The organism is Corynebacterium sp. TUM25020 (assembly GCF_056388495.1).
This window is the reverse complement of sequence record NZ_JBWJFG010000002.1, coordinates 300,071-324,125: the sequence shown is the minus strand read 5'-3', so window position 1 is coordinate 324,125 and position 24,055 is coordinate 300,071. Positions and strand designations below refer to the sequence as shown.

The following is a 24,055-nucleotide window of genomic DNA, read 5'->3' as shown; positions in this document are numbered from 1 at the left end:
ACGAATCACCGCAGGCTTGCTTAGCAGCTTGATCAGTTTAAACCAGGGGCCAGCGACAGAACAAATCGCCCGTTGAGGTGGGCAAAGCAGCCCCCCTACCCCGCTACGACTACGCACTAGTCAGAGACAGACGGGTAATCCGTGTAGCCACGCTCACCACCCACGTAGAACGTGGACTGATCTGGCTCATTGAGGGGCAAATCCTCGCGCCAGCGGCGCACCAAGTCCGGGTTGGCAATCAACTGACGGCCGACTACGACAGCATCCACGTAGTCCAGCTCTAGCTCACGCTGCGCATCCTCCTGAGTAGTCACGGTGCCGAAACCGTCGTTCATGAGTACCTTTGTCACACCGTTGGCGCGAGCCTTATTTGCCAGAGTCGAGATCAGCTCGCTTTCCGGGTGCGCGTGCAGGAAAGACACATAGGCAAGGTTCAACAGGGCGATGGCATCCAGTAGACCTCCATATGTGGCCACCATGTCCGCCTCGTCTTCCTCAATGACCCCTTGCACATTGTGCCCTGGCGAGAAGCGCACTCCTACGCGGTCGGCGCCGATTTCTTCTACTAGCGCGCGGATTACCATCTCCGACAGACGCCAACGGTTTTCCGAACTGCCGCCGAACTCATCCTCACGTTGATTGGACGAAGGCGCCAAAAACTCGTGAAGCAAATAGCCGTTTGCGTTGTGGATTTCCACGCCGTCAATTCCCGCGTCGATAGCCCGCCGCGCAGCGCTGCGGAATTCCTCTACGATTCGCGGAATTTCCTCTGTTTCCAGAGCGCGCGGCACTGGAGCCGACATTTTTCCAGCGAATCCACGAACCTGTCCATCCCAATTCAGCGCGCTGGGCGCTTCTGCTTGAGCTCCATCAATGAGATCCGGGTGGCTGGTGCGTCCACCGTGCATGATCTGCATGAAAATAACTCCGTTGGCGTTGTGCACCTCATTAGCCACGTCGCGCCATCCAGCCGCGTGCTCATCGCTTGCAATGCCCGCCTGGCCCGGAAACGCACGATTCGTCCACGCGGGGAAGGTGCCTTCGGTAACGACCAGCCCGGCGCTGGCGCGCTGGGAATAGTACTTCGCATGCAGTTCGCTCGGCAGGCCGCTGTGGCCTGCACGCTGACGTGTCAGCGCTGCCATGGTCACACGGTTGCTCAAGTTATAACGGCCAAGATCCAAGGAAGAAAACAATGTTGACATGTCACTCTCAACGGAATTTCGCGCAAGATTGTTCCAACTTCCGCGCACTAATTCCCAGCCGACAACACCAAAACCCCGCCACAGCGCACCCATGATCTCCATGGAAGCGCCGCGACGGGGTAATTGCGAAAGTGGGCCCTGTGGGGCTCGAACCCACGACCTGCGGATTAAAAGTCCGTAGCTCTACCAACTGAGCTAAAGGCCCAACGGGGAGCATTCTATCTAACGCCTATGCGAAGCAGAAAATTACCCCCACCACATAGCTACGCGCAACAGACATGCGCCCAACCATGAACCCGGCTTTAGCCCTTCATAGAGCCCTTCTCCGCCAGGTTGATGTGGAAATCAAAAGCGGTCTTCAGATCGTGCGGAGTCTGCAGATAGTGCCCCTCAGAGCACGCACGCTCATAGTACTCCTCCAGCAGCGGACGATAATCCGGGTGAGCGATGGAGATGATCTTCGGGACGCGCTGACGCGGCGCGAGACCACGCAGATCGGCATAACCATACTCAGTGATTACGACCATAGTGTCGTGCTCCGTGTGGTCAATGTGGGAAGCGAAAGGAACGACCGCGGAGATCGCACCATCCTTCGCTGTGGACGGCGAGATAAAGGTGGACAGGAACGCGTTACGCGTGAAGTCACCGGAGCCACCGATACCATTCATAACGCGAGAGCCCGCCACGTTGGTGGAGTTCACATTGCCGTAAATGTCGCAACCGATCATGCCATTAGACGCGATCAGACCAGTGCGGCGAATTACCTCAGGGTGGTTAGAGATCTGCTGCGGACGCAGGACAATGTGCTCGCGGTAGCGCTTAGCCTCTTCATTCATCTTCTTTGCATAGTCCGGAGATAGCGCGAAAGAAGTAGCGGAGGCGACGGTCATCTTGCCATTGTCGATAAGATCCAGCATGCCGTCCTGGATCACCTCGGTGTAGGCCTGAATGTTTTCGAACTTAGAGTCCAGCAGGCCTGCCATCACAGCGTTCGGAACGTTTCCGACGCCGGACTGCATAATGTAGCCGTCGTATGTGAGGCGCCCTGCCTCAACCTCTCCCTCCAGCAGATCTAGGAAGTGGCCGGCGATCTTTTCGGAGATCTCGTCGGTCGGCTTGAACGGTGCATTGCGATCCTCCGCATTGGTCTTTACAACAGCTACGACCTTGTTTTGATCCACTGGAATGAAGGTGGTGCCAATGCGGTCGCCGGGGCGGTTGATCGGAATTGGGGTGCGGTTAGGCAGATCCTGGATCTTGTAAATGTCGTGCATGCCCTCCAGGTCGAGAGACTGCCACTCATTCACCTCGATAATGATCTTGCGCGCAGAGTTTAGGTACTCCACGTTGTTACCCACAGCCGAGGAAGGAATGATGTTGCCAGCTTCGTCAATACGCACAGCTTCCACCACGGCAACGTCGAGATTGCCGAAGAAGCCCTCCTCTACCTGCTGACCCAGGTGGGAAAGGTGGATGTCCTGGTACAGGATCTCACCCGCGTTGATCTTCTTGCGCATCGTCGGGTCAGAGGCGTAAGGGGTGCGGTAACGCACTGCATCCGCTTCCGCCAGTACACCGTCGCAATCGGGAGCGGTGGAAGCTCCGGTAAACACGTCGATTTGGAAGTCTTCGCCTCGCTCATGCAGCTCCTTAGCTTTCTTCGCGATGGCGCTAGGCAAAGCCTTGGGATAACCCGCGCCGGTGAAGCCAGACATGCCAACCTTGTCTCCATGGTTGACGAACTGCGCCGCCTCCTCCGCAGAAACGACCTTGGACTTATAAAACTCGTTGGCAATGCGCTCAGACATCGGTTCCTCCTCGATTGCGGTGTAGCGAGTAGCGGTTTCTCCGCTTTGTTTTCTCAGCCTACATAAATGTGACTTAGCTCGCCTTCACCGTCCAGCCTATTGTTGAACAATCAATGTTGCTACTTCGGCCTATGTTTTACGGCAGCTCTTGACGCCCTTTGGTATTCTTCCCTCCCCAGTGTGAGAATGGTGCCCGTGACTACATCGACCGCAACCCCCACCTCCACCACCGCGAACCGCGCAACCAGCAGTGCCACCCCTGCTAATACTGCCGTTCGAGGCCAACACAGTTCCGATCGCCCGCAAAACACCACCGGCTTCCGGGGGCTGCAGATCGGCAGGATGCAGCTCGACTCCCCTGTGGTTCTGGCTCCCATGGCCGGCGTGACGAACGTCGCTTTTCGCAGCCTGTGCCGCGAACAAGAACGCGAGCGCATGGGCTCTGTCGCCGGCCTCTATGTATGCGAGATGGTAACTGCGCGAGCGCTGGTCGAGCGCAATCCGAAAACTCTGCATATGACAACCTTTGCTCCGGACGAGAGTCCGCGAAGCCTGCAGCTGTACACGACTGACCCGGAGTACACCTACAAGGCAGCAAAGATGATTGTCGACGAGAACCTCGCCGACCATATCGATATGAACTTCGGCTGTCCCGTGCCGAAAGTCACCCGTCGCGGTGGCGGTTCCGCCTTGCCCTATAAGCGCAAGCTCTTTGGCAACATCGTCGCTGCAGCGGTCAAAGCGACTGAAGGTACGGATATCCCGGTCACCGTAAAGATGCGCGTCGGCATCGACGATGAACACCACACACATCTGGATGCAGGTCGCATCGCAGTGGAAGAAGGCGCGGCTGCCGTAGCGCTCCACGGTCGCACGGCTGCGCAGCGATACTCCGGCCACGCGAATTGGAATGAGATCGCGCGCCTAAAGCAACACCTGGCTCACACTGGCATTCCCGTTCTGGGAAATGGCGATATCTTCAAGGCGACAGATGCCCGGGCAATGATGGAACAGACCGGCTGTGATGGCGTCGTCGTTGGCCGGGGGTGCCTGGGGCGGCCGTGGCTATTCGCAGAACTGTCGGCAGAGCTACGCGGGCTGCCAATCCCCTCTCAACCCACCTTGGGAGAAGTCGCTCGCATCATCCTTCGACACGCCGAGCTTCTGGCGGCCCACGACGGTGAGCAGAAAGCCTGCCGGGATCTACGCAAGCACATGACCTGGTACCTCCGCGGCTTCCCAGCTGGCGGCGAACTGCGCCGCAGCCTGTCGCGAGTCAGCAGCCTGGATGAGTTGAAGACTGCTTTGAGTGAGGTTTGGGACTCACCCGCCTTGGCCGAGGACGCCGATGGTGCTCGCGGTCGCCAAGGCTCCCCAGCTAAGGTTGCGCTGCCCGATGGTTGGCTGGACGACCCGGAGGATGAGACGGTGCCCGATGGTGCCGACATCGAAAATAGCGGTGGCTAAACCCTAAGGTCATTTGTAGGGGCTAAACATCGGGGGTTGAACGCCAGCACAATCAAAAACCACAGACTATAGTGCTGGGCATGCGCAAAGAGTACCGAAACCAGCTCCGGGACTTTAACCACAACATTTCACTCATGGCGGATTTCGTTCGCACTACCCTCAATTCCGCCACTCGTTCTCTCCTGGAAACTGATCTCGAGCTCGCGGAGAAGGTTCTCAGTAGCATAGATACGCTGGAGGATCTTCGCGTCAATTCGGTTGCGGCGGCCTTCCAACTTTTGGCTCTCGAGGCACCTGTTGCGCGCGACTTGCGCTTCGTCGTCGCAGGCCAGCATATTGTCGAGGATTTCACCCGCATGGGCGCGCTTGCGGTGCATGTGGCGAAGGTGGCGCGGCGGCGTCATCCAGAAAATGCAGTACCGGCACCCCTACGCCCCTATATCGAAGAAATGGCGCGCCAGTGCGACCAATCCGCGGAGAAGATCCAAGAGCTGCTACGCGATCACAATGTTCAGACTGCGCTTGATTTCATCAAGGATGACGACGCGATCGACGACATCCACCGCCACCTCTTTCAGCTCACTACTCAGCGAGACTGGCCCCATTCCGTGCGTGAGGCTGTAGACATCACGTTGCTTTCCCGTTACTTGGAGCGCTACTCGGACCATGCGGTGGAAATCGGCAATCGCATCGTCTTCATTGCCACGGGTCTCACTCCGGAGGAGTACCAGCGAAAGCAAGAGGACGATGAACTCGAGGAGCGCTTCCGTAAGAAGTTCGACGAACTGCGCTATCGCTACGACACGAACTTCGACTACTAGTAGAATCCGCTAGCTGCTGTAGGCCTTTTGGGCAAACATGGCAGCGTTGAGGGAATCATCGAGCAACTGTTCCGGGGTACGGCGTACATCGAGCTGTATGCCCTTCTCCCCCGGCGTGAGGCGCTGTAGATCCTCCAATTGCGCGACCAAAAGTTCGCGTGGCATGTCAACATCGCCAACCCGATTTTCCATCCGCTCTGCAAGTACATCTTCGGTGCCGTATAGGTGCACGTAGAACACCGTCGCACCCTCCCCGATGTCGCTTAAGATCTCCCGGTGGTCAATGCGCAGTGCGGTGCAGGCTGTCACCGTGTTGTTCCCTTTAGCGGCCTCTCCCGCGATCCAGTCCCGCACGGTGCCCAACCACTTCTTGCGATGGTGCTCAGCGGGTAGTCGGCCGTCTTGCAGGATCTCCAATGCGCCCTCCGGGTGCAGGTCATCTGCTTCTTGGAGCTGCCAGCCGGTCTTCTCGGCGATGGCGCGTGCCAACGTTGTCTTGCCGCTGCCGCTTACTCCCATCACTACGATGTGGAGGGTTGCCGGTGCCTTCGGGCTAGGCTCTGTGCCAGACATGGTGCTTCCTTTCTGGTTGCGGGGCCTTCACTGCCTCCAGTATGCCGTTTCTTTTTGCTATTGACGCCAAAAGCGGGGTTCCGGTGTACCCGGAACCCCGCTAGTGGGTGGCAGGCTCAGCATGAACCGGCCAATATGACACTTTGTGGATTCTCTATTTCCTCTCCTGCCTGTAGGCCAGGCGAAGATTGAGTTTTATCCGAAGCGACCGGAGATGTAGTCCTCGGTCTCCTTCTGCTGCGGGTTCTCGAAGATCTGCTTGGTCGGACCCACCTCGACCAGCTTGCCGGGCTTGCCGGTAGCTTCCAGGGAGTAGAAAGCGGTCTGGTCGGACACACGGGCTGCCTGCTGCATGTTGTGCGTCACGATAACGATGGTGAAGTCTTCCTTCAGCTCGTGGATCAGATCCTCGACTGCCAGGGTGGAGATCGGGTCAAGTGCGGAGCAAGGCTCGTCCATCAGCAGAACTTCCGGCTCGACAGCGATAGCGCGGGCGATGCACAGACGCTGCTGCTGACCACCGGAGAGGCCGCCGCCCGGCTTGTCCAGACGATCCTTAACCTCGTCCCACAGGTTGGAGCCACGCAGTGCACGCTCTGCAACCTCGCGGAGCTTCTTCTTGTTCTTCTCACCCGACAGCTTCAGGCCGGCAACGACATTCTCTTCGATGGACATCGTCGGGAACGGGTTAGCTTTCTGGAAAACCATGCCGATGGTGTTGCGGACGGCCACTGGGTCGATCTTGGAGCCGTAGATGTCCTCACCGTCGAGCAGGATCTCACCCTTGACATAAGCACCGGGGATTACCTCGTGCATACGGTTCAGGGTGCGCAGCACTGTGGACTTGCCACAGCCGGACGGGCCGATGAAGGCGGTAACTGCCTTCGGCGGGATGTGCAGGTTGACGTTCTGAACGGCGTGGAAATCGCCGTAGTAAATGTTGACGTCATTGAGGTCTAGGCGCTTAGCCATTGTGTTGTTCTCCTAGGGTCCTAGGGTTGGCCACCCTCTATGTATGGAGTGGTCGGTTTGTGCAATTGGAAAGGCTTTGTTTTGTTCTAGTCCCGGCAGGGCTAAGGCTCTTGGTCGCCTTAGACCTTGACCGAGTAGCGCTTCGAAATCAGACGGGCGCCAATCATCAGAACGGCGACCAGGAGCACCAGGGTCAGTGCGCAGCCCCACAGGCGCTCCAACACGACCTCGTTACTTCCGGCGCCATAGAGGTCAACCATGTACAGCGGCAGGGACTGCTGGCCACCTTCGAACGGGTTCCAGTTGATCTTGGTGGTGGAACCAACCAGGATCAGCACCGGTGCGGACTCGCCCATCACACGGGCAACAGCCAGCATGATGCCGGTGACAATGCCGGATAGAGCCGTCGGGAGCACGATTTTGACGATGGTCTTCCACTTCGGCACGCCCAGTGCATAAGAGGCTTCACGCAGGTCCATTGGAACAACGCGCAGCATCTCTTCTGCGTTGCGCACGATGATCGGAACCATCAACAGCACCAAAGCAAGGGAAACGGCGAAACCGGAGCGCTCGAAGCCAAACATGGTGATCCACATTGCGTACACGAACAGGGCAGCAACGATGGACGGGACACCGGTCAGGATGTCGACCATGAAGGTTGTGATCCTGCCGAGGAAATTACCGCGGGAGTACTCCACCAAGTAGATGGCGGTGAACACACCGATCGGGATGGACAATGCGGAAGTAACCAGAACCTGGGTCAGGGTACCGATGATTGCGTGAATAGCGCCGCCGCCGGCCTTGTTACGGGGTTGGCCGACCATGTCGTACATCCACCAGTCAGGATTCAAAATTGCCGGCAGGCCTTCGCTGACAACCTTGAACAGCACCCACACCAGAGGCAGCAGGGCCAGGGTCATTGCAAAGTAGATGATGATGGTGGCGGCCTTGTCGGCAGCCTTGCGCTTACCAGAGATCTGAGTGAACAGGTCGGAGGACGAAGAGGACTTCTTCTTTTCTACAGCTACTGCATCAGTCATTGTTCTCGTCTCCTACTTCTTCGCCACAACGGCGCGGGCGGCGGCGTTAACCAGGAAGGTCAACAGGAATAGCACGAGGCCGGCAGAAATGTAGGCGCCCGCCTTCAGTTCATCGTCGAACTCCGGTGCGGCAGCGGCGATGGCGGTCGCAAAGGTAGTACCACCGTCCATCAGCGAGCCGCGGAAGTCCGGAGCACTAGCGATAACCATGTACAGCGCCATGGTTTCACCCAGCGCGCGACCCAGGCCCAGCATTGCACCGGAGATGTAGCCGGACAAACCAAAGGGAAGCACGGTCATGCGAACAACTTCCCACCGCGTTGCACCCAGAGCCAGGGCAGACTCAATCTGTCCCTTCGGGGTCTGGACGAAAACCTCACGGGTAGTAGCAGCGATCACAGGCAGAATCATGATTGCCAGAACGATGCCACCAGTGAAGATGTTTCGGGAGGTAGAGAATGGCGGGGAGCTTCCCTGCTGGTAGTTGAAGAGGAAGAACCCGCCTGCCCAACCGGACAGCCACTCGAAGAAGTCGCCCAGCACCGGTCCGAGCACGTAGGCACCCCAGATACCGAACACGATGGACGGCACTGCGGCCAGCAGGTCGATCATGAAGCCCAAGGGCTTGACCAGCTTCTTCGGGCAGTAGTTGGAAAGGAAGACAGCAATACCCAGAGCAACCGGCATAGCCAGGATCAGGGCAACGAGGGAAACTAGAACCGTGGTGAAGAACAGGTTCGGAATACCGAACTGCATCCAGCCACCGTCGTTGTTGACGTAGTCAGTATTCCAACGTTCACCGTAGGTAAAGAAGCTGAGAATACCGTCGCGCAAGCGGTTCAACGCGGGAACTGCCTGCATGATCAGGAACAGGCCGATCAGTCCGATAATTACGGTGATCAGGATAGAAGAGGTCTTTGCCAGAGTTTCGAAGATGACATCACCAGGGCGCTTGACGTGGCCACCGCCGGAGCGCTGACTATTGTCCACCAGCTGGGTGTCTTTCTGCGGCTGAGCGGTGTCGCCCTTCGCCGCAGTGGACTTGGCGACCTCAACCTTATTGGCGTTTGCCATGAGGGATCCTTAAAGGTCGTTATTTAAAACAAGAATGAATGCAAGAAGTGTTTCTCGTCACTACAGACACCGCATTCAGACCGTAACCCCCGGTCGCAAAACGAGCGGGGGTTACAGTGCAACGTGGCCTGCAGCGATAGCTCTTCAAAGAAAAGCTAGCTGAGGAACAAGCGACTACTTCAGAGCCTCAACAGCCTTTTCCAGCTTGGACTTGAACTCGCCGTCCAGCGGGATGTAACCCTGGTCAGCCAGATCATCATTCTGGTTGTCCAGGATGGTGTACATGAAGTTCTTGACCAGCTTGGCGGTGTTGTCGTCGTAGCCAGCGGAGCAGACGATCTCGTAGGTGGTCAGAACCAGCGGGTACTCGCCCTCATTCTTCATGGAGTACAGAGCCTTGGAGTCAACAACCAGGTCGTTGCCCTCGCCCTTGAACTTAGCCTCGGACAGCGCCTTGTTGACGTTCTCCTTGTTCAGCTCAACCGGGCCAGCACCGAAGTCAACGTTGGCGACGCCAATCTTGTCGTTCTCCTCAGCGTAGCCAGCCTCCACGTAGGTGATTGCACCGTTGGTCTGAGCAACCTGGTCAGCGACACCCTTGGACTTCGGAGCACCGGTACCAACCTTGGTCGGGAACTGCTTGCCCTCGGAATCCCACTCGCCAGAGGAAGCGGACAGGAACTTCTGGAAGTTGTCAGAGGTACCGGACTCGTCGGAGCGGTAAACAACCTGGATCGGATCGGAAGGCAGCTCAACGCCCTCGTTCTCAGCCTTGATGGCCTCGTCGTCCCACTTCTTGATCTCGCCCTTGAAGATCTTGGCGATGGTCTTGGTGGACAGGTTCAGGGTGTCTACACCCTCCAGGTGGTAGGCGATGGCAACCGGGCCGATAACCATCGGCAGGTGCCAAGCGTCGTTGCCCTTGCAGCGCTTCTTAGCGTCTGCAATCTGGTCGTCCTTCAGAGCGGAGTCGGAGCCAGCGAAGTCGACCTGGCCAGCGATGAACTTCTTCTGACCGTCACCGGAACCGGAAGCGGTGTAAGCCAGGGTAGCGCCGGTCTCAGAGAAAGCCGGGCCGAAGATGTTCTGGACAGCGTTGTCCTGAGAAGAAGCGCCCTCACCGCGCAGTTCGCCGGAGGCCTCCTCCATCTCGCGGGTGCTTTCGGTTTTGCTCTTTTCGTTGTTGTCAGCGTTGGAGCAGCCGGTCAGGATCAGGGAACCAGCAATAATGGTTGCAGCTGCAGCGCTGGTGCGCTTCATGGTGAACTTCACGAGGTTTTCCTCCGAAAATGTCAGAACTAGAGAAAGTGTCATACAAGAACAGCCCGCAGATGCAGAGGCCGTTCATGCGTCACCAGAAAATCTAATCGGCGCTTATTGAATTAAAGAGTGCTGTAGGTTAACAAACAGTGAACTCTACTATCGGCGCAGGATAGCGTGTATTTTTGGGTGACATTTTGGTGCCAACACCTCTTGGAAACCACACCTAAAAGCTACCCCCTTGTGGCAGAAAGTGACACAAATTAACTTAGATTTAACCAAATTTACAACTAGGAAAGCCTCCCCGCCCACGCCAAAACTACGCCACCCATATGTTTTGTTAAGGTTTTATTTACCTATTATCTAGTCGCTATTACAAACATCCGCGGTAAACCACGTCGGTATGTACCACCTCAAATCCGAGGTATTTGTAGGTAGAAACAGCAGGAGCATTGTCTCCTTCCACGTACAACTCGATGTGGCCACAACCGTTTTCCACGAGCAGCTTCATTCCCAATAGGGTAACGGCTTGTCCCAGCCCCTTACCCCGTGCATCATCCGCGAGACATACAACATAAACCTCGCCTACTCGTTGACCGGACTCTTTTTCCTTTTCCTCCATCGGGATCTTCGTCCAATGGAAACCCACCAGCCGGTAGACGTTAGCGTCCTCCACTGCACTTTCTGCGGGACAGGGAATTCCCACCCGTTCGACGGCCGACTTCTGATCCCGAACCCAAAGCAAAATCACGCCATCCGGATCGAACCAGTTAGTGTCGCGGGCTGCCCGCAGGCGTTCGACGTCCCATCCGCCCTGCTCTGGATGCCATGCAAACGCCTCATTATTTACCCGAACCCACTCAGCATCCACTGCGTCTGCGTCAAACCGAGCAACCGATTCGTTGTAGGACAACACTTCAATGCCGTGTTCCTCACAGAGTTCCTCTGCCTTCGTGCTCTCAGCTTCAAGCGTTTTGGCAGCCTTGGTCGCCGGCAGGCATTCCAAAGACATCTTCAGTAGTTCACGAGTACGACGGGCGTTTAACGACTCAACGAAACGCTGTGCACCAGCGGAATCTCCATGCGCCCATACATCGATCGCGCCGCTCACTCCCAGCTGATCGCGCAGCGCTTCAAACAAGGCGATACCCACCCCTCGATGTCGCACTTCTGGAGCGACTGCCAGCTCAATCACCAAATCCGGGTCCATCGCCAGCACGCCGACCACACGCTCCTTAGCGGCGTCTTCTGCGCCGTACTCATCGCTCACGGCGATGACGTGCTTGTGGCCAAAGTCCTCGTTCATACCGCGGACGAAAGCCTCGCTGATCGCGGCGACGCCATCAGCCTCAGCGACTTTACGCAACACCTCGTGGACCCCCTCCAGCACCTCGGAGTGCTCCCACAGGTCTTCAAATGTGTTGTAGGTAATAGCCATGTGGCCAATTGTCCCCCAAATTCGGCATGTATGGGGCTGATTGACAGCATTCTTACACCTAGGTTGAGATTGAGATGGCTGAAGCGTGGCGTCAATAAAAAGGCATTGGGGCACCTTGTAACCTTGGAGAGAACCAAAAAGCGCAATTGATCGCCGCGCTATTAGATAAGTATTTGGATGGAGCCCAGAAGGGGGTGACCGGCAAGGTGAAGAAGATCGCATTCCGCGGTGCAGTCGCCCTCGTAGTGCTGCTTTTAGTGGCAGCAGTCGTAGACAACGTGATCGCAGCCCGGGCGGAGCACAAAATCTCCGAAGCGCTCTACGCCGATTCCAATTTGGCAAATCCCCCAAAGGTGCAGGTAGCCGGCTTCCCCTATACCGCCTCGGCACTGAGCCACGAACTGCAAGCCGTGACGGTGGCAGCCAATGACGTCGACGTGCCAGGGTTCGGGTTGATGAGCGTGCATACCTCGGCGCAATACGTCACGGTCTCCGCCGAAGACGTATTTAACGGCACAATTGAAAACGCGCCAGCGCGCAAGGTGTTTACCCGACTACAACTCGACGGCGTATTACTGGGCAATCGCATGGATATTGATGCCCTGCAGATCCAGAACCTGGACGATATTTCACCGCGCGGCGGTTGGGAGACCGAGGCCATTTTCGAGGGCAAGCCCAAAGGGTTTGCCAAGCCCGCCAAGGTGGAAGTGAAACTGCGCATCGTCGCAGGCACCATGAAAATCACGCCTATCAGGATTCTCTCTGCACCCGACGGGCTCGATATCAAAGCCAAAGACGTCAACGACGAAGACAAACTCGATGACAGCATTGCGGATCGAATCAACAACGCTTTTAGCCTGAGCATCCCCGGCAAAAACCTCCCTATGCGGGGCGACCCTGAACGTATTTATGTCTCCGGCGGATCCCTGTTTGTAGAGACCTCAAAGGTCTACACGAAAATCAGCCTCTCCGATCTGGCTCCGCGATCCCGACCCCTCAGTGAAGAGGAGCGTCCCAGCCTATAGGCTTACAGGTATGGCTGAAGAAGAAAATAAGAAGTTTAAGGTCAACGCGAACGACGCGGTTAACCTGGCCGCCGAACAATCCAAGTCCACCAGTGACAAGAACTTGCCGGAGTTCGGCGATCTGCCCATCCCCGATGACACAGCCAACCTGCGCAAGGGGCCAAACCTACACGACGGCCTACTGGCACTGCTGCCACTTATCGGTGTGTGGCGTGGTCAGGGTCAGGCTGCGCCTCCCGGCGAGGACGAATTCACTTTCGGCCAGCAGGTCGTCTTCGCCCACGACGGTGAAAACCGCATCAGCTATGATTCCCGTTCCTGGCGGATGGATGACGACGGAAAGCCGACCGAGACCCCGGGCCGTCGCGAGTCAGGCTTCCTGCGCATCAACGATGATGATGAAATCGAGATGATCATCACCCACTCCGACGGAATGGTGGAGATCCTTTATGGCAGTCCGCTGAATGAGCGCGCCTGGCAGCTGGAAAGTGCGTCGACGATGGCGACGGCGACCGGCCCGACCAATCTTGGTCCCGGCAAGCGCCTTTATGGTCTGATGCCGAACAACGATCTCGGCTGGGTCGACGAGCGCCTTATCGACGGCGAGATGGTTCCCTGGCAGTCCGCTCAGCTTTCCCGTGTGGTGGGCTAGCCGGTACTAGCTAGTTTTAGCTGGTTTAGCCAGTTTAGCTAGTTACAGCCTCCCAGGCCATCGCCTCTACTTCATCGGCAACCTCCGGCCGTGGCAGGCTTACCCCATCCAATTGGATTACTCGGGCCTGGACACGCACGGAAGAGACAAGCCACACTCCGATAGCATTCAGCAGATCCTCAACCCGCAGGACTCGTTCCTCGGTTTTCCATCCCCGCTGCTCGGCCAGCTTAAACAGCGCGGCCTGCGACGTGCCTTTGAGAATTCCGACATGGGTCGGAGGAGTGACGAGTCGCCTCTCCCCCGTCGCCGAATCTACTTCTGCGACAACGACAGTGGACGTTGGGCCCTCCTGCACCAGTCCTTCGTCGGAGAGAAAAATTACGTCATCCACTCCACGGGTCTTTGCACTGCGCAATGCCGCCATGTTCGCCGCATAGGAAAGCGTCTTAGCGCCGATAAGCGCCCACGGCGAACGCTCGGAAAGATCGATTCTAAAGCCCCTCTCAGCGGTCATTACTCGCACGCCACGCTTCCGGTCGTGCAGTACCTGTTCACTGACAGGCGCGACGGTTACCCATCCGGTCGGTCGACCCGTGGACTCCCGCCCCCGCGAATAAACCCAGCGCAGCGCGGCCTCTTGTCCGGGGCCGTTTTTCTCTTCAAAGCTCGCCACGGCTAAGTCAGTAGCGCGGAACCAGCGATCGAGTTCCGGTTCGGGCAAATCGAGCATCGCTGCGCTGTGTTGGAAGCGAATAGCATGGCGCTCCCGGTTGCGCACGTGGCTATCGCGAAGCATGAAGGTCTCAAACACTCCGTCTCCGCGCACAGCTGCTAGATCGTCGGCGTAGATCATCGGCACGGTTACGTCCCGAACCTGCGGATCTGCGGCTTCAGCTTCCGCCTCCGTGTCTACGCCGCCATTGGTTCCCAGAACGTCAACGACCACGAACTCTGCTTCCCGATTGCTCATGTCTTTAATCCTAATCCCAGCTGTTTAACGGCCCTTGCAGTACCTGCTACTGGCCAGCTCGCCCCACCCCGTCCTACGATAGGTGGCGTGTTTGATCTGACTCACAGCCCGATCCTCGACCATGTCCCCACTGCCAGCGCATTATCAGGCAGGGAGGACACCCTCGGATCGGAGGCGCAGGAAGCTCGAGCCGAAGCTCCAGCCCCGGATGGCGCCACTGCGTGGCACTACGGCAATCCCCTGACCGAGCAGTCACAGGTCGGAAATGGAAAGCCTGGCCTCGTGGACTTCTGGGATCGAGTGGCCATCCGCATCTCAGGAGCAGAGCGCCGCGATTGGCTGAACAATCTAATCTCCCAGAAGGTCAATGCCATCGAACCAGGCCAAGCCACCTTCGGCCTGATCCTCGATGTCAAAGGACACGTCGAGCACTTTTTCGGCATCCTCGCCACCGACGATGCCCTGATCCTCGATACCCCAGCCACCCACGCCGATGCCCTAGAGGACTACCTCCGCAAGATGGTCTTTTGGTCGCAGGTCACCGTCGAGCGACTTCCGTGGGCACGACTCACGGTACTTGGCACGCACCTAGCCGCTGATTCCTTGCTCTTTGCTCACGACGCCACGTCGTCCGCTGTCCTGCGTACTCAGTTGAACATCGACATTCCAGAAGATATGAAGGTACAACTGTGGCGCACCGAAACTATCGGTGAAATTCAGGCCTTGGACCTCTGGGTTTCCCGAGAGCAATTCGTCGATACATGGGATCAGCTCACAGCTGGCGCATTCCACCCCACCGGACGCATGGCTTTTGATGCGTTCCGCATGCAGGCACGCCTGCCGATCTTGGGCGTAGATACCGACGAACGCACCATCCCCCATGAAATTCCCGCCTTCATCGGCAAAGGCATCAGCGGCGCAACACAACTAGATAATGCAACCGCCGGCCCCACTGAATCCGCTGTCCACCTCAACAAGGGCTGCTATCGGGGACAGGAGACAGTTTCCCGCGTTCATAACCTGGGCAAATCACCCCGAGTCTTGGTGCTGCTGCAGCTCGACGGATCCGCCAACCGACTACCGGTAGTGGGGGCCGATGTCACCGCTGGCGGACGGGCGATCGGCCGAGTGGGATCTAGTGTGCATGACTGTGATTACGGACCTGTTGCCCTTGCTTTGATGAAGCGGAATGTGGTGGAGAAGGTGGCGTCACACAACAGCGATGTACCACCGATCCTGGTGGACGGGATCGATGCCGCGATCGACTCAGCCGACCTAGAGAAGGCAACTGGCGACAACTCGATCCGACCCGGGCGCGCGGCGATCAACCGCCTGCGCGGGAAGAATTAGAAAAACCTGACACTTCGTTGCCCCCTTAACTCCGCGACGATCATGCAGGTCGCGGGGTTTATTTCGTTGCGCATCCCCCGCGCTTACCGAACGAAGCGGAGGGGCTTTTGGGAAAAAATGATCGCTAACCGCTATGGTGTAGGGCAGGAAGAAACTTAACATGTAAACGAAAAGGGTGGCCGAACTCCCGCGCCACTCGAGGACACCGCAAGGGGGTCAGGCCATGGGTCGCGGCCGTGCCAAGGCAAAGCAAGCCAAGGTTGCTCGTCAGTTGAAGTACAACGCTCCGGAAATGGATCTGGAGAGCCTGCAGAGGGAACTCTCCGGGCAGTCGCAAAACCGGGGCTCCAGCTCCCGACACAACGATAGCTACGACGAGTACGAAGATGACTACAGCGAGTACGCTGCGGAATACGACGACTACGGCGACGATTATGAGGACGACTACTCCGGCAACTCCCGGAAATAGCTAACCTTCCACAGCAAAACTCCCGCCCCTATCCACAGCGCTCCTCAAAGCGCAAGGGGCGGGAGTTTTCTATTCCCGACTAGATAGCCGCCGGTCTTAGTCGTTGACCGGATTGCGGTACTCGCCATCCAGAACCGCACCGGATTGGCCATCCTGTGCCGGGCGTACTTCGCCCAAGCGCCAGGCGTCGATGTGGCGGGCGGTCAGCATAGCCATGGCACGCTCGGCATCATCTTCGGCGACGACGGCAACCATGCCCACGCCCATGTTGAAGGTCTTCTCCATCTCTTCTTGGGAGACCTGCCCTTCCTCCTGGATCAGACGGAAGATTGGGCCAGGCGTCCAAGAGGAGCGCTCCAGCGCGGCGACCAAACCATCCGGGATAACGCGGGCTAGATTAGCTGCCAAACCACCACCGGTGATGTGCGCGAAGGTATGCACATCGCACTCGCTTGCCAGCTTCAGGCAGTCGAGGGCGTAGATGCGGGTGGGCTCGAGCAGTTCTTCTCCCAGTGTGCGACCGAGGGATTCGATGTGTCCGTCCAATGGCAGCCGCTTGGTATCCAGCAGGACGTGGCGCGCCAGGGAGTAGCCATTGGAGTGCAGTCCAGAGGAGGCCATGGCGATCACCACGTCGCCCGGACGCACGCGATCCGGCCCCAGCACATTCGCTTCTTCGACCACACCGACGGAAGTGGCAGAAACGTCGTACTCCTCCGGCTCCATCACGCCGGGATGTTCAGCGGTTTCGCCACCCAACAGTGCACAGCCTGCATCCTCACAGCCTGCCGCAATGCCCGCTACGATACTGGCAACGTGCTCGGGTACTACCTTGCCAATGGCGATGTAATCCTGGAGGAACAGCGGCTCGGCGCCACAGACAACCAGGTCATCCACGCACATTGCCACCAGGTCGCGACCGATCGTGTCGTGCTTGTTCATCGCCTGCGCGACTGCCAGCTTTGTACCCACACCATCAGAGGAGGCGGCTAGAAGTGGCTTTTCGTACTTGCCCAAGGCAAACAGACCGGCGAACCCGCCGAGTCCACCGCGTACCTCGGGACGGGTGGCCTTCTTAGCTAGCGGGGCGAAAAGCTCTACCGCGCGATCGCCGGCTTCAATGTCGACACCGGCAGCGGCGTACGATGCGCCCTCTGCCTGCTTCGGGGTGTTCTCAGGGTGCTCACTCATGGCTTGTCCTTAGCTTTCTGGCTTTCTAGCTCTTTACTACTGGGCTTGCTGCTTCTGGGCTTGCTGCTTCTGCATTGTCTCTACCAGTGCTGTATTCGGGTTATCACTTGGCATTCCCAGCGGGAACACACCGTCAAAGCACGCAGCGCAGAGCTCATCCCTACTTTGTCGTGACGCTTCGATCATCGCCTCGGTCGAAACGAATGCTAGGGAATCCGCATCGATTTCCTTACGGATCCCTTCCACTGGGTCCTCGGGGTTCACGTTATTCGCGATCAGCTCGGTGGGCGAGGCAAAGTCGATGCCATAGAAACACGGCCACTTCACCGGCGGCGAAGCAATGCGAACGTGAACTTCCTTCGCTCCTGCTTCACGCAACATCTTGATCAGCGCGCGCTGAGTGTTGCCGCGAACGATAGAGTCATCTACCACTACCAGGCGCTTGCCTTCAATAACCTCGCGCAATGGATTGAGCTTAAGACGAATGCCCAGCTGACGAATTGTCTGCGAGGGTTGGATGAAGGTGCGCCCCACATAAGCATTCTTCATCAGCCCTTGGCCGAATGGAATGTGCGAACCCTGGGCGTAACCAACCGCCGCTGGAGTACCTGATTCGGGAACGGGGATCACCAAATCGCCGTCTGCTGGCGCCTCCTCAGCGAGCTTCCGGCCGATCTCCAGGCGCGTGCCGTTGACGGAACGGCCGCGGATGACCGAGTCGGGGCGAGCCAAGTAGACGTACTCAAACACGCATCCCTTGTGCTGGGTCTCCGCGAAGCGACGGGAACGCACACCATCACCGTCGATGATCACCAGCTCCCCTGGCTCTACATCGCGGATAAAGCGGGCGCCCACAATGTCCAACGCTGCGGTCTCGGAGGCGACCACCCAACCGCCACCCGCCAGCTGGCCGAGGGAAAGCGGACGCACACCCTGTGGATCGCGGACTGCGTATAGTGCATCGCCGTCGGTGAACAGCACGCAGAAAGCCCCCTTGACCCTGGGGAATAGCTCCATGGCAGCTTCTTCAACACCGTGGCCCTCCCGCGTCTCGGCGGCCAGTAGCGCGCACATCACCAGGGAATCGGAAGGGTTTTCCTTCGGATCCACCAGCCCTAAGCGCGCTGCCTCCTGGGTGAGCTCACGGTGATTCACCAGGTTGCCGTTGTGTCCCAGTGCCACGTCGGTGCCGTCAGGCGCCATGCGGAACATCGGCTGTGCATTCTCCCAGCTATTGCCACCAGCGGTGGTATAGCGATTATGCCCCATACCGATGTGCCCCTTGAGGGCCTCCAGGGATTGCTCGTCGAAGACCTGGCTCACCAGACCCAGATCCTTAAATACGACAATTTGGTCGCCATCGCCGACGGCGATACCGGCAGCTTCCTGACCACGGTGCTGCAACGCATAGAGGCCGTAGTACGTCAGCTTAGAGACGTCCTCCCCCGGCGCCCATACACCGAATACGCCACATTCTTCCCGGGGCTCGGTTTCGCCTCGGTCATCGAATGGGCTCAGCAACTGTTCTGCCTCTGTTTGGTTCACTTGGCCTTCAATGTTTGCCACTATCCCGACTTTACTAGCCGACTCGCACTAACCCAAAGGGATGGGGAAGGATCTCACAGCCACACATCAAAATCGAAACAGCGGAAGATGCTCCGCGATGGCGGAAGCGCGAGTTCCGGAGGTATCGGCGTCAGAACCAATAAGATCTTCCTGCCCCACAACCAGGCGCAACCACGTTAACGGCGAGCACTGCACAACATTGGGCGGGGTACCGCGGCGATGCTCTAGCCCGGCGATGCATTGAACGGCAGCGAAGGGCGGCACCCGGACTTCGACGGAATGGCCGGGGGCGATCTCCTCGAGTACAGCCAGGGAGAGACGAACGGCCGCCGCAACGTCCGCACGCGGTGGACGGGGCTGACCCTCTGGCTGTCGAACCCACACCGCCACTTTTTCGACGGCACGACGAGCCTCAGCGGACAATTCCGGACCGTGTAAATGCCTCATACAAAGAAATTGTAGTGCTCGGTAGAACACCGAATTGTGCGTCACGATAGTATTGAGAAGTTGAACGCGAAAGCGCAGAAGAATCGCAAAATAGCTGCAAAAATAACAGAATTGAAGCAAGCCCAAAAAGAGGAAGGCAGCCACGTGGCAGAAACCACCGAAAGCACCACTCAGAACGAGCAGAACGCACCTGACAACGCGTCTAAGGCTCAACAAGAGTCTGCACATGAGCGCAGCCCGAAGGTCACGCTGCGCTTCCTAGCTGCCCCGACAGACGTGCTGATGGCTGGCGCCATGGGCGTGCACGGTGGCCGCGTATTGGAGTGGATTGATAAGGCTGCCTATGCCTGTGCGGTCGGCTGGGCACAGTCTTATTGCGTGACCGCATACGTTGGCCACATTCACTTCACCCGTCCGATCCCTTCGGGTCACATGGTGGAGGTTCGCAGTCGCATCGCATATACCGGTCGCAGCTCCATGCATATCGTCAACGAAGTGCTGTCTGCTGACCCACGCGAAGGCGTATTCACCCGCGCCTGCGACTGCCTCGTGATCTTCGTGGCTTTGGACGAAAACGGAAAGTCCAAGCAGATCCCCTCGTACGTTCCGACGACCGACGAGGAAAAGCGTGTGGAAGAGGCGGCACTGTCGCGCATCCAGTTGCGCAAGGCAATCGAAGAAGAGATGCTGCGACAGACCTACACCGACAAGTCGACCGCACCGGAGATGGTGAACCGCTTCCTCGCCAAGCCGACGGACGTTAACTGGGGTGGCAATGTGCACGGTGGCACGGCCATGGAATGGATCGATGAAGCCGCCACGGCCTGCACGATGCAGTGGACCGGCGAGCGCACCACGGCGGTGTACGCCGGCGGAATTCGTTTTTACCGCCCGGTACACATCGGCGACCTGGTGGAGGTCGACGCACGCCTTGTGCGTACCGACGAACGTTCGATGACGGTGATGGTGCACCTGCGCGCCGGCGATCCGCGTGAAGGCAAGGGAAACCTGCCAGTGGCCATCCACGCGTCGATGACCTACATTGCCGTGGATCTGGACGGTAACCCCCTGCAGGCACGCCAGTACACGCCAGTGACCAACGAAGACAAGCGCCTGGAAGAGCACGCCGCTACGCTGCGTAATCTGCGCAAGGATTTCCTGCCGCGTCCGCTGGTGAGCCCCAGCGACCGCGACTTCCGCTTCGTGGAGTAGCACTATCCCCTAGGAGCCCAACAGAGCTGAAGGGCGCGCGACCAATTGGTCGCGCGCCCTTTGAGGTTTACGGAAACCCTTTTAGATCACCGAGTTATTGCCAGCGGCGTGGCTAAACAGTGCAGGCAGGGTGGACTTCCATGCCGTGGTCGCCTCGTCAAGAGAGATCACAACGTCGAAGTCATCATCATGCTGCTTGGCCGGGTCGAGCTCGACCTCCCCGCCGAACGGCAGTGCCGGGTAAATACCAGATCCGAAGCGGATGATCGGCTGGTCCGCAGCGTCACTTACGCCAGTCAGGCCAATCCAGCCGCCGGTCAGTCCGGTCTCGGCCAGGTCGCGCATCAGGTCGCCGTAGTCCTCGCTGCTGACTGCCAGCAAAACGCGGGAGGCCGTCTCAGAGAACAGCCCCACCGCAGCCTGCTGTGCCAGCGTGCGGCCTTCTGCAGTAGCGGACTCATGCTGGCTCAGCAGCGGGTTCACGGCCACTCCCCGACCAGACTGGATTGCCAGTTCAACTACGGCCTGGGATAGGCCGCCTTCAGAGAGGTCATGGGCAGTGACGATCCTGTCGCGTTGGTCGGTGATGAATGCACCCAGGCGCTGTTCCACGGACAGGTCAACCTGTGGAGGCAGGCCTGCCAGCTCATCGTGGACGACCTGCTGCCAGATAGAGCCTCCGAGTTCCTCCCGGGTCTCCGCGCCAACCAGCACCAGGTGGTACTGTTCTTGCTTCTCGTCAGCGGACTGCTTAGGCAGCTGCTGCGGAATACGGCGGGCGCAGTCATCAATGGTGCCCAGCACAGCGATGACCGGGGTCGGCAGGATGGCGGTATCGCCGGTTTGGTTGTAGAAGGAAACGTTGCCACCGGTAACCGGAATGCTCATTTCCTTACAACCATCGGCCAGGCCATGTACGGCCTCGCGGAACTGCCACATGACGGCAGGATCCTCCGGAGAGCCGAAGTTCAGGCAGTTGGAGACAGCGACCGGAGTGGCACCTGTAACCGAGACATTGCGATAAGCCTCAGCCAGCGCCAACTGGGCACCAGTTCGCGGATCCAGGCGGGTGTAACGGCCAGAGGCGTCAGTAGACACCGCAATGCCACGACCGGTCTCCTCGTCGATACGCAGTACGCCCGCGTCGGCGTCCTTGGCGGAAACGGTGTTGCCTCGCACGTAGCGGTCGTACTGCTCGGTAATGTACTCGCGGGAGCACAGCGCCGGGGAAGCCGCGAGGTCGAGAATCTGGCCGCGGACTTCCTGGGCGGTCTCCGGCAGTTCGACGCCACGGGCCTCGTTCAGCTGATCCTGCTCAGCCGGGCGCTCGTAGGGGCGCTCGTACACCGGGCCTTCCTCGGCCATGGTGTGTGCCGAGGCATCCACCACGATCTCGCCGCAGTGCTCAATCACAAGGTTCTCGCCGTCGGTGACGCAACCGATATCGGATGCCAAGACATCCCACTTGCGGCAGATCTCCATGAAAGCGTCGACGTGCTCCGGAGCCACGACGGCGCACATGCGCTCCTGCGATTCGGAAGACAGAATCTCCGCTGCCGTCATTCCCTCGGCGCGCAGGTGGACGTTGTCCAGGTTGATGTGCATACCGCCATCGCCTGCGGATGCGAGCTCAGAGGTGGCACAAGAAAGGCCAGCGCCACCGAGGTCTTGAATGCCGACGACCACGCCGGCGCGGTATAGATCCAGGCAGCACTCGATCAGTACCTTCTCTGCGAAGGGGTCGCCTACCTGCACGGCAGGCAGCTTGCGCTCTGCGCCTTCCTCAAAGGTGTCCGATGCCAGGACGGACACGCCGCCGATTCCGTCCAAGCCCGTGCGAGAGCCGAAAAGGATCACTCGGTTACCCTTGCCAGAGGCAAAGGCCAGCTTCAGATCCTCAGTCTTCAAAGTGCCCACACACAAAGCATTGACCAGGGGGTTACCCGCGTAGGAGGCGTCAAAAACCGTCTCACCGCCAATGTTCGGCAACCCCAAAGAGTTGCCATAACCGCCCACACCCGCAACTACGCCAGGCAGTACGCGCTGGGTATCTGGCAGGTCGGCTGGGCCAAAGCGCAGCTGATCCATCACGGCCACTGGGCGTGCGCCCATTGCCATGATGTCGCGGACAATACCGCCTACGCCCGTGGCTGCACCCTGGTAGGGCTCCACGTAAGAGGGGTGGTTGTGGGACTCGACCTTGAAGGTGACGGCATGGCCATCGCCGATGTCGATCACGCCGGCGTTCTCACCGATGCCGGCAAGCATCTTGGACTTCATTTCGTCTGTCGTAGTCTCACCGAAGTAACGCAGGTGCGTCTTGGAGGACTTGTACGAGCAGTGCTCGGACCACATTACGGAGTACATGGCTAGCTCCGCATCGGTCGGGCGGCGGCCCAGGATTTCCTTGATGCGTGCGTACTCGTCGTCCTTCAGGCCCAGCTCGTGATACGGCTGCTCCAGGTCCGGGTTGGCCTTAGCGTCGGCGACCGTGTCGTTGTGAATCATGGGGATCGGGTGCTCCTTGTATCAAGAAATTTAGGAAACGAGCGTGGACAGAACCGACTTGAACAGCCCCAGGCCGTCCAGGGAGGGACCCGTCAGCGTTTCAACGGCGTGCTCCGGGTGCGGCATCAGGCCAACTACACGGCCATTTTCACTGCACACACCCGCGATCGAATTGCGGGATCCATTGTGGTTCTCGACATAGCGGAACACCACGCGGCCTTCGCCTTCCAGGCGCTCCAGCGTCTCGTCGCTGGCCTGGAAACGTCCCTCGCCGTGCTTGGAAGGCACCAGAATCTTGGTTCCCTCGGCGAACTGGTTGGTCCAGGCAGTGGAAGTGTTTTCCACGTCTAGGTACACATCGCGGCACACAAAGTGCAGCCCTTCGTTGCGGGTCAAAGCACCTGGCAGTAAGCCGGCCTCCTGCAAGATCTGGAAGCCATTGCAGATCCCCAGAACCGGGGTGCCATGTTCGGCGGCAGCCACGACGGACTTCATTGCCGGGGCGATAGAGGCAATGGCACCGGCGCGCAGGTAGTCACCGTAGGAGAATCCGCCGGGGACAACCACAGCGTCAACATTCTTCAGATCCTCGTCCGCGTGCCACAGCTCCACCGGTTCTGCTCCTGCCAGGCGCACTGCGCGCACGGCATCGACATCGTCGAGAGTGCCGGGGAAGGTGATTACTCCAATGCGGCTGGTCAATTTACTTGGCCTCCGCATCTGCGCCTTCGACGACAACGTCGTAGTCCTCAATCACGGTGTTTGCCAGCAGGTCGGAGGCGATCTTTTCCAGATCTTCACGGGACACTCCCTCGTCGACCTCCAGCTCAAAACGCTTTCCCTGACGTACCTCAGCTACTCCGCTGATGCCGATACGTCCGAGGGCGCGGACAACGGCCTGCCCTTGCGGATCGAGGATTTCCTTCTTGGGCATAACGTTGACGACAACACGAGCCATGGCTTCTACATTCTCCCAGCTTTGCGGTATTTTCCCGGTAGGTTAC

The 24,055-nt window shown here is 58.5% G+C and carries 22 protein-coding genes and 1 tRNA gene; 7 read left to right on the top strand and 16 right to left on the bottom strand.

What is annotated here, in order from left to right:
• Positions 1 to 116: 116 nt before the first annotated feature.
• The 3 genes from AC05K6_RS04390 to AC05K6_RS04380 all read right to left on the bottom strand — a co-directional run bounded on the left by AC05K6_RS04390 (position 117) and on the right by AC05K6_RS04380 (position 3,013).
• A complete protein-coding gene (locus AC05K6_RS04390) occupies positions 117 to 1,205 on the bottom strand; it encodes an alkene reductase (protein WP_476727876.1) in 1,089 nt (362 codons plus the stop codon).
• Between the two features lie 132 nt (positions 1,206 to 1,337).
• Positions 1,338 to 1,410: transfer RNA gene (locus AC05K6_RS04385), tRNA-Lys, on the bottom strand.
• Between the two features lie 97 nt (positions 1,411 to 1,507).
• Positions 1,508 to 3,013, bottom strand: coding sequence for an acetyl-CoA hydrolase/transferase family protein (locus AC05K6_RS04380; protein ID WP_473963475.1), 1,506 nt, complete (start codon positions 3,011 to 3,013; stop codon positions 1,508 to 1,510).
• 342 nt (positions 3,014 to 3,355) lie between these two features.
• Between AC05K6_RS04380 and dusB the strand changes: the two genes are divergently transcribed.
• Together dusB and phoU are read left to right on the top strand one after the other, a co-directional pair.
• Complete coding sequence (gene dusB / locus AC05K6_RS04375) at positions 3,356 to 4,480, top strand: tRNA dihydrouridine synthase DusB (RefSeq protein ID WP_476727890.1); 1,125 nt, start codon at positions 3,356 to 3,358, stop codon at positions 4,478 to 4,480.
• A gap of 80 nt (positions 4,481 to 4,560) precedes the next feature.
• A complete protein-coding gene (phoU, locus tag AC05K6_RS04370; protein ID WP_476727875.1) occupies positions 4,561 to 5,301 on the top strand; it encodes a phosphate signaling complex protein PhoU in 741 nt (246 codons plus the stop codon).
• 9 nt (positions 5,302 to 5,310) lie between these two features.
• Here phoU and AC05K6_RS04365 read toward each other — a convergent pair whose 3' ends face one another.
• The 6 genes from AC05K6_RS04365 to mshD all read right to left on the bottom strand — a co-directional run bounded on the left by AC05K6_RS04365 (position 5,311) and on the right by mshD (position 11,658).
• Positions 5,311 to 5,874, bottom strand: a complete 564-nt coding sequence (locus tag AC05K6_RS04365) for a gluconokinase (RefSeq protein WP_293791133.1) — start codon at positions 5,872 to 5,874, stop codon at positions 5,311 to 5,313.
• A 195-nt stretch (positions 5,875 to 6,069) separates the two neighbouring features.
• Positions 6,070 to 6,846 (bottom strand): phosphate ABC transporter ATP-binding protein PstB, encoded by a 777-nt coding sequence (gene pstB, locus AC05K6_RS04360; RefSeq protein WP_293791132.1) that lies wholly within the window; start codon positions 6,844 to 6,846, stop codon positions 6,070 to 6,072.
• A gap of 119 nt (positions 6,847 to 6,965) precedes the next feature.
• Positions 6,966 to 7,886, bottom strand: coding sequence for a phosphate ABC transporter permease PstA (pstA, locus tag AC05K6_RS04355; RefSeq protein ID WP_293791131.1), 921 nt, complete (start codon positions 7,884 to 7,886; stop codon positions 6,966 to 6,968).
• A gap of 12 nt (positions 7,887 to 7,898) precedes the next feature.
• Entirely contained in the window at positions 7,899 to 8,960 is a 1,062-nt protein-coding gene (pstC, locus tag AC05K6_RS04350) for a phosphate ABC transporter permease subunit PstC (RefSeq protein ID WP_293791130.1), read from the bottom strand.
• Positions 8,961 to 9,134: 174 nt separating this feature from the next.
• Positions 9,135 to 10,274, bottom strand: coding sequence for a phosphate ABC transporter substrate-binding protein PstS (pstS, locus tag AC05K6_RS04345; protein WP_476727874.1), 1,140 nt, complete (start codon positions 10,272 to 10,274; stop codon positions 9,135 to 9,137).
• Between the two features lie 319 nt (positions 10,275 to 10,593).
• The gene (gene mshD, locus AC05K6_RS04340; RefSeq protein WP_473963478.1) at positions 10,594 to 11,658 is read right to left on the bottom strand and encodes a mycothiol synthase; all 1,065 of its coding nucleotides are present in this window, start codon (positions 11,656 to 11,658) and stop codon (positions 10,594 to 10,596) included.
• Between the two features lie 206 nt (positions 11,659 to 11,864).
• Here mshD and AC05K6_RS04335 point away from each other — a divergent pair, with 206 nt between their 5' ends.
• On the top strand, positions 11,865 to 12,683 hold the full coding sequence (locus AC05K6_RS04335; protein ID WP_476727873.1) for an LmeA family phospholipid-binding protein: 819 nt from the start codon (positions 11,865 to 11,867) through the stop codon (positions 12,681 to 12,683).
• 10 nt (positions 12,684 to 12,693) lie between these two features.
• A complete protein-coding gene (locus tag AC05K6_RS04330; protein ID WP_293791127.1) occupies positions 12,694 to 13,335 on the top strand; it encodes a heme-binding beta-barrel domain-containing protein in 642 nt (213 codons plus the stop codon).
• 34 nt (positions 13,336 to 13,369) lie between these two features.
• Here the strand turns inward: AC05K6_RS04330 and AC05K6_RS04325 are convergent, their stop codons facing one another.
• Positions 13,370 to 14,308, bottom strand: a complete 939-nt coding sequence (locus AC05K6_RS04325) for an aminodeoxychorismate lyase (RefSeq protein ID WP_293791126.1) — start codon at positions 14,306 to 14,308, stop codon at positions 13,370 to 13,372.
• Positions 14,309 to 14,386: 78 nt separating this feature from the next.
• On the opposite strand from AC05K6_RS04325, the gene ygfZ reads away from it, so the two are divergent.
• Together ygfZ and AC05K6_RS04315 are read left to right on the top strand one after the other, a co-directional pair.
• The gene (gene ygfZ, locus AC05K6_RS04320; RefSeq protein WP_448307166.1) at positions 14,387 to 15,658 is read left to right on the top strand and encodes a CAF17-like 4Fe-4S cluster assembly/insertion protein YgfZ; all 1,272 of its coding nucleotides are present in this window, start codon (positions 14,387 to 14,389) and stop codon (positions 15,656 to 15,658) included.
• A 223-nt stretch (positions 15,659 to 15,881) separates the two neighbouring features.
• A complete protein-coding gene (locus tag AC05K6_RS04315; protein WP_293791124.1) occupies positions 15,882 to 16,127 on the top strand; it encodes a DUF3073 domain-containing protein in 246 nt (81 codons plus the stop codon).
• Between the two features lie 96 nt (positions 16,128 to 16,223).
• Here AC05K6_RS04315 and purM read toward each other — a convergent pair whose 3' ends face one another.
• From purM to AC05K6_RS04300, 3 genes are all read right to left on the bottom strand, one after another.
• The gene (gene purM / locus AC05K6_RS04310) at positions 16,224 to 17,318 is read right to left on the bottom strand and encodes a phosphoribosylformylglycinamidine cyclo-ligase (protein ID WP_476727872.1); all 1,095 of its coding nucleotides are present in this window, start codon (positions 17,316 to 17,318) and stop codon (positions 16,224 to 16,226) included.
• Between the two features lie 36 nt (positions 17,319 to 17,354).
• Positions 17,355 to 18,839: an amidophosphoribosyltransferase gene (gene purF / locus AC05K6_RS04305; RefSeq protein WP_448307165.1), complete on the bottom strand. Its 1,485-nt coding sequence runs from the start codon at positions 18,837 to 18,839 to the stop codon at positions 17,355 to 17,357.
• 111 nt (positions 18,840 to 18,950) lie between these two features.
• On the bottom strand, positions 18,951 to 19,331 hold the full coding sequence (locus AC05K6_RS04300; protein WP_476727871.1) for a sterol carrier family protein: 381 nt from the start codon (positions 19,329 to 19,331) through the stop codon (positions 18,951 to 18,953).
• 111 nt (positions 19,332 to 19,442) lie between these two features.
• Here AC05K6_RS04300 and AC05K6_RS04295 point away from each other — a divergent pair, with 111 nt between their 5' ends.
• A complete protein-coding gene (locus AC05K6_RS04295; RefSeq protein WP_476727870.1) occupies positions 19,443 to 20,543 on the top strand; it encodes an acyl-CoA thioesterase in 1,101 nt (366 codons plus the stop codon).
• Positions 20,544 to 20,624: 81 nt separating this feature from the next.
• On the opposite strand, the gene purL is transcribed toward AC05K6_RS04295, so the two are convergent.
• Genes purL through purS form a run of 3 tightly spaced genes read right to left on the bottom strand, consistent with a single transcriptional unit; the run spans position 20,625 to position 24,009 of the window.
• Positions 20,625 to 23,051: a phosphoribosylformylglycinamidine synthase subunit PurL gene (gene purL / locus AC05K6_RS04290; RefSeq protein ID WP_293791120.1), complete on the bottom strand. Its 2,427-nt coding sequence runs from the start codon at positions 23,049 to 23,051 to the stop codon at positions 20,625 to 20,627.
• Between the two features lie 30 nt (positions 23,052 to 23,081).
• Positions 23,082 to 23,753: a phosphoribosylformylglycinamidine synthase subunit PurQ gene (gene purQ / locus AC05K6_RS04285; protein ID WP_293791119.1), complete on the bottom strand. Its 672-nt coding sequence runs from the start codon at positions 23,751 to 23,753 to the stop codon at positions 23,082 to 23,084.
• A gap of 1 nt (position 23,754) precedes the next feature.
• A complete protein-coding gene (purS, locus tag AC05K6_RS04280) occupies positions 23,755 to 24,009 on the bottom strand; it encodes a phosphoribosylformylglycinamidine synthase subunit PurS (RefSeq protein ID WP_476727869.1) in 255 nt (84 codons plus the stop codon).
• Between the last annotated feature and the right edge of the window lie 46 nt (positions 24,010 to 24,055).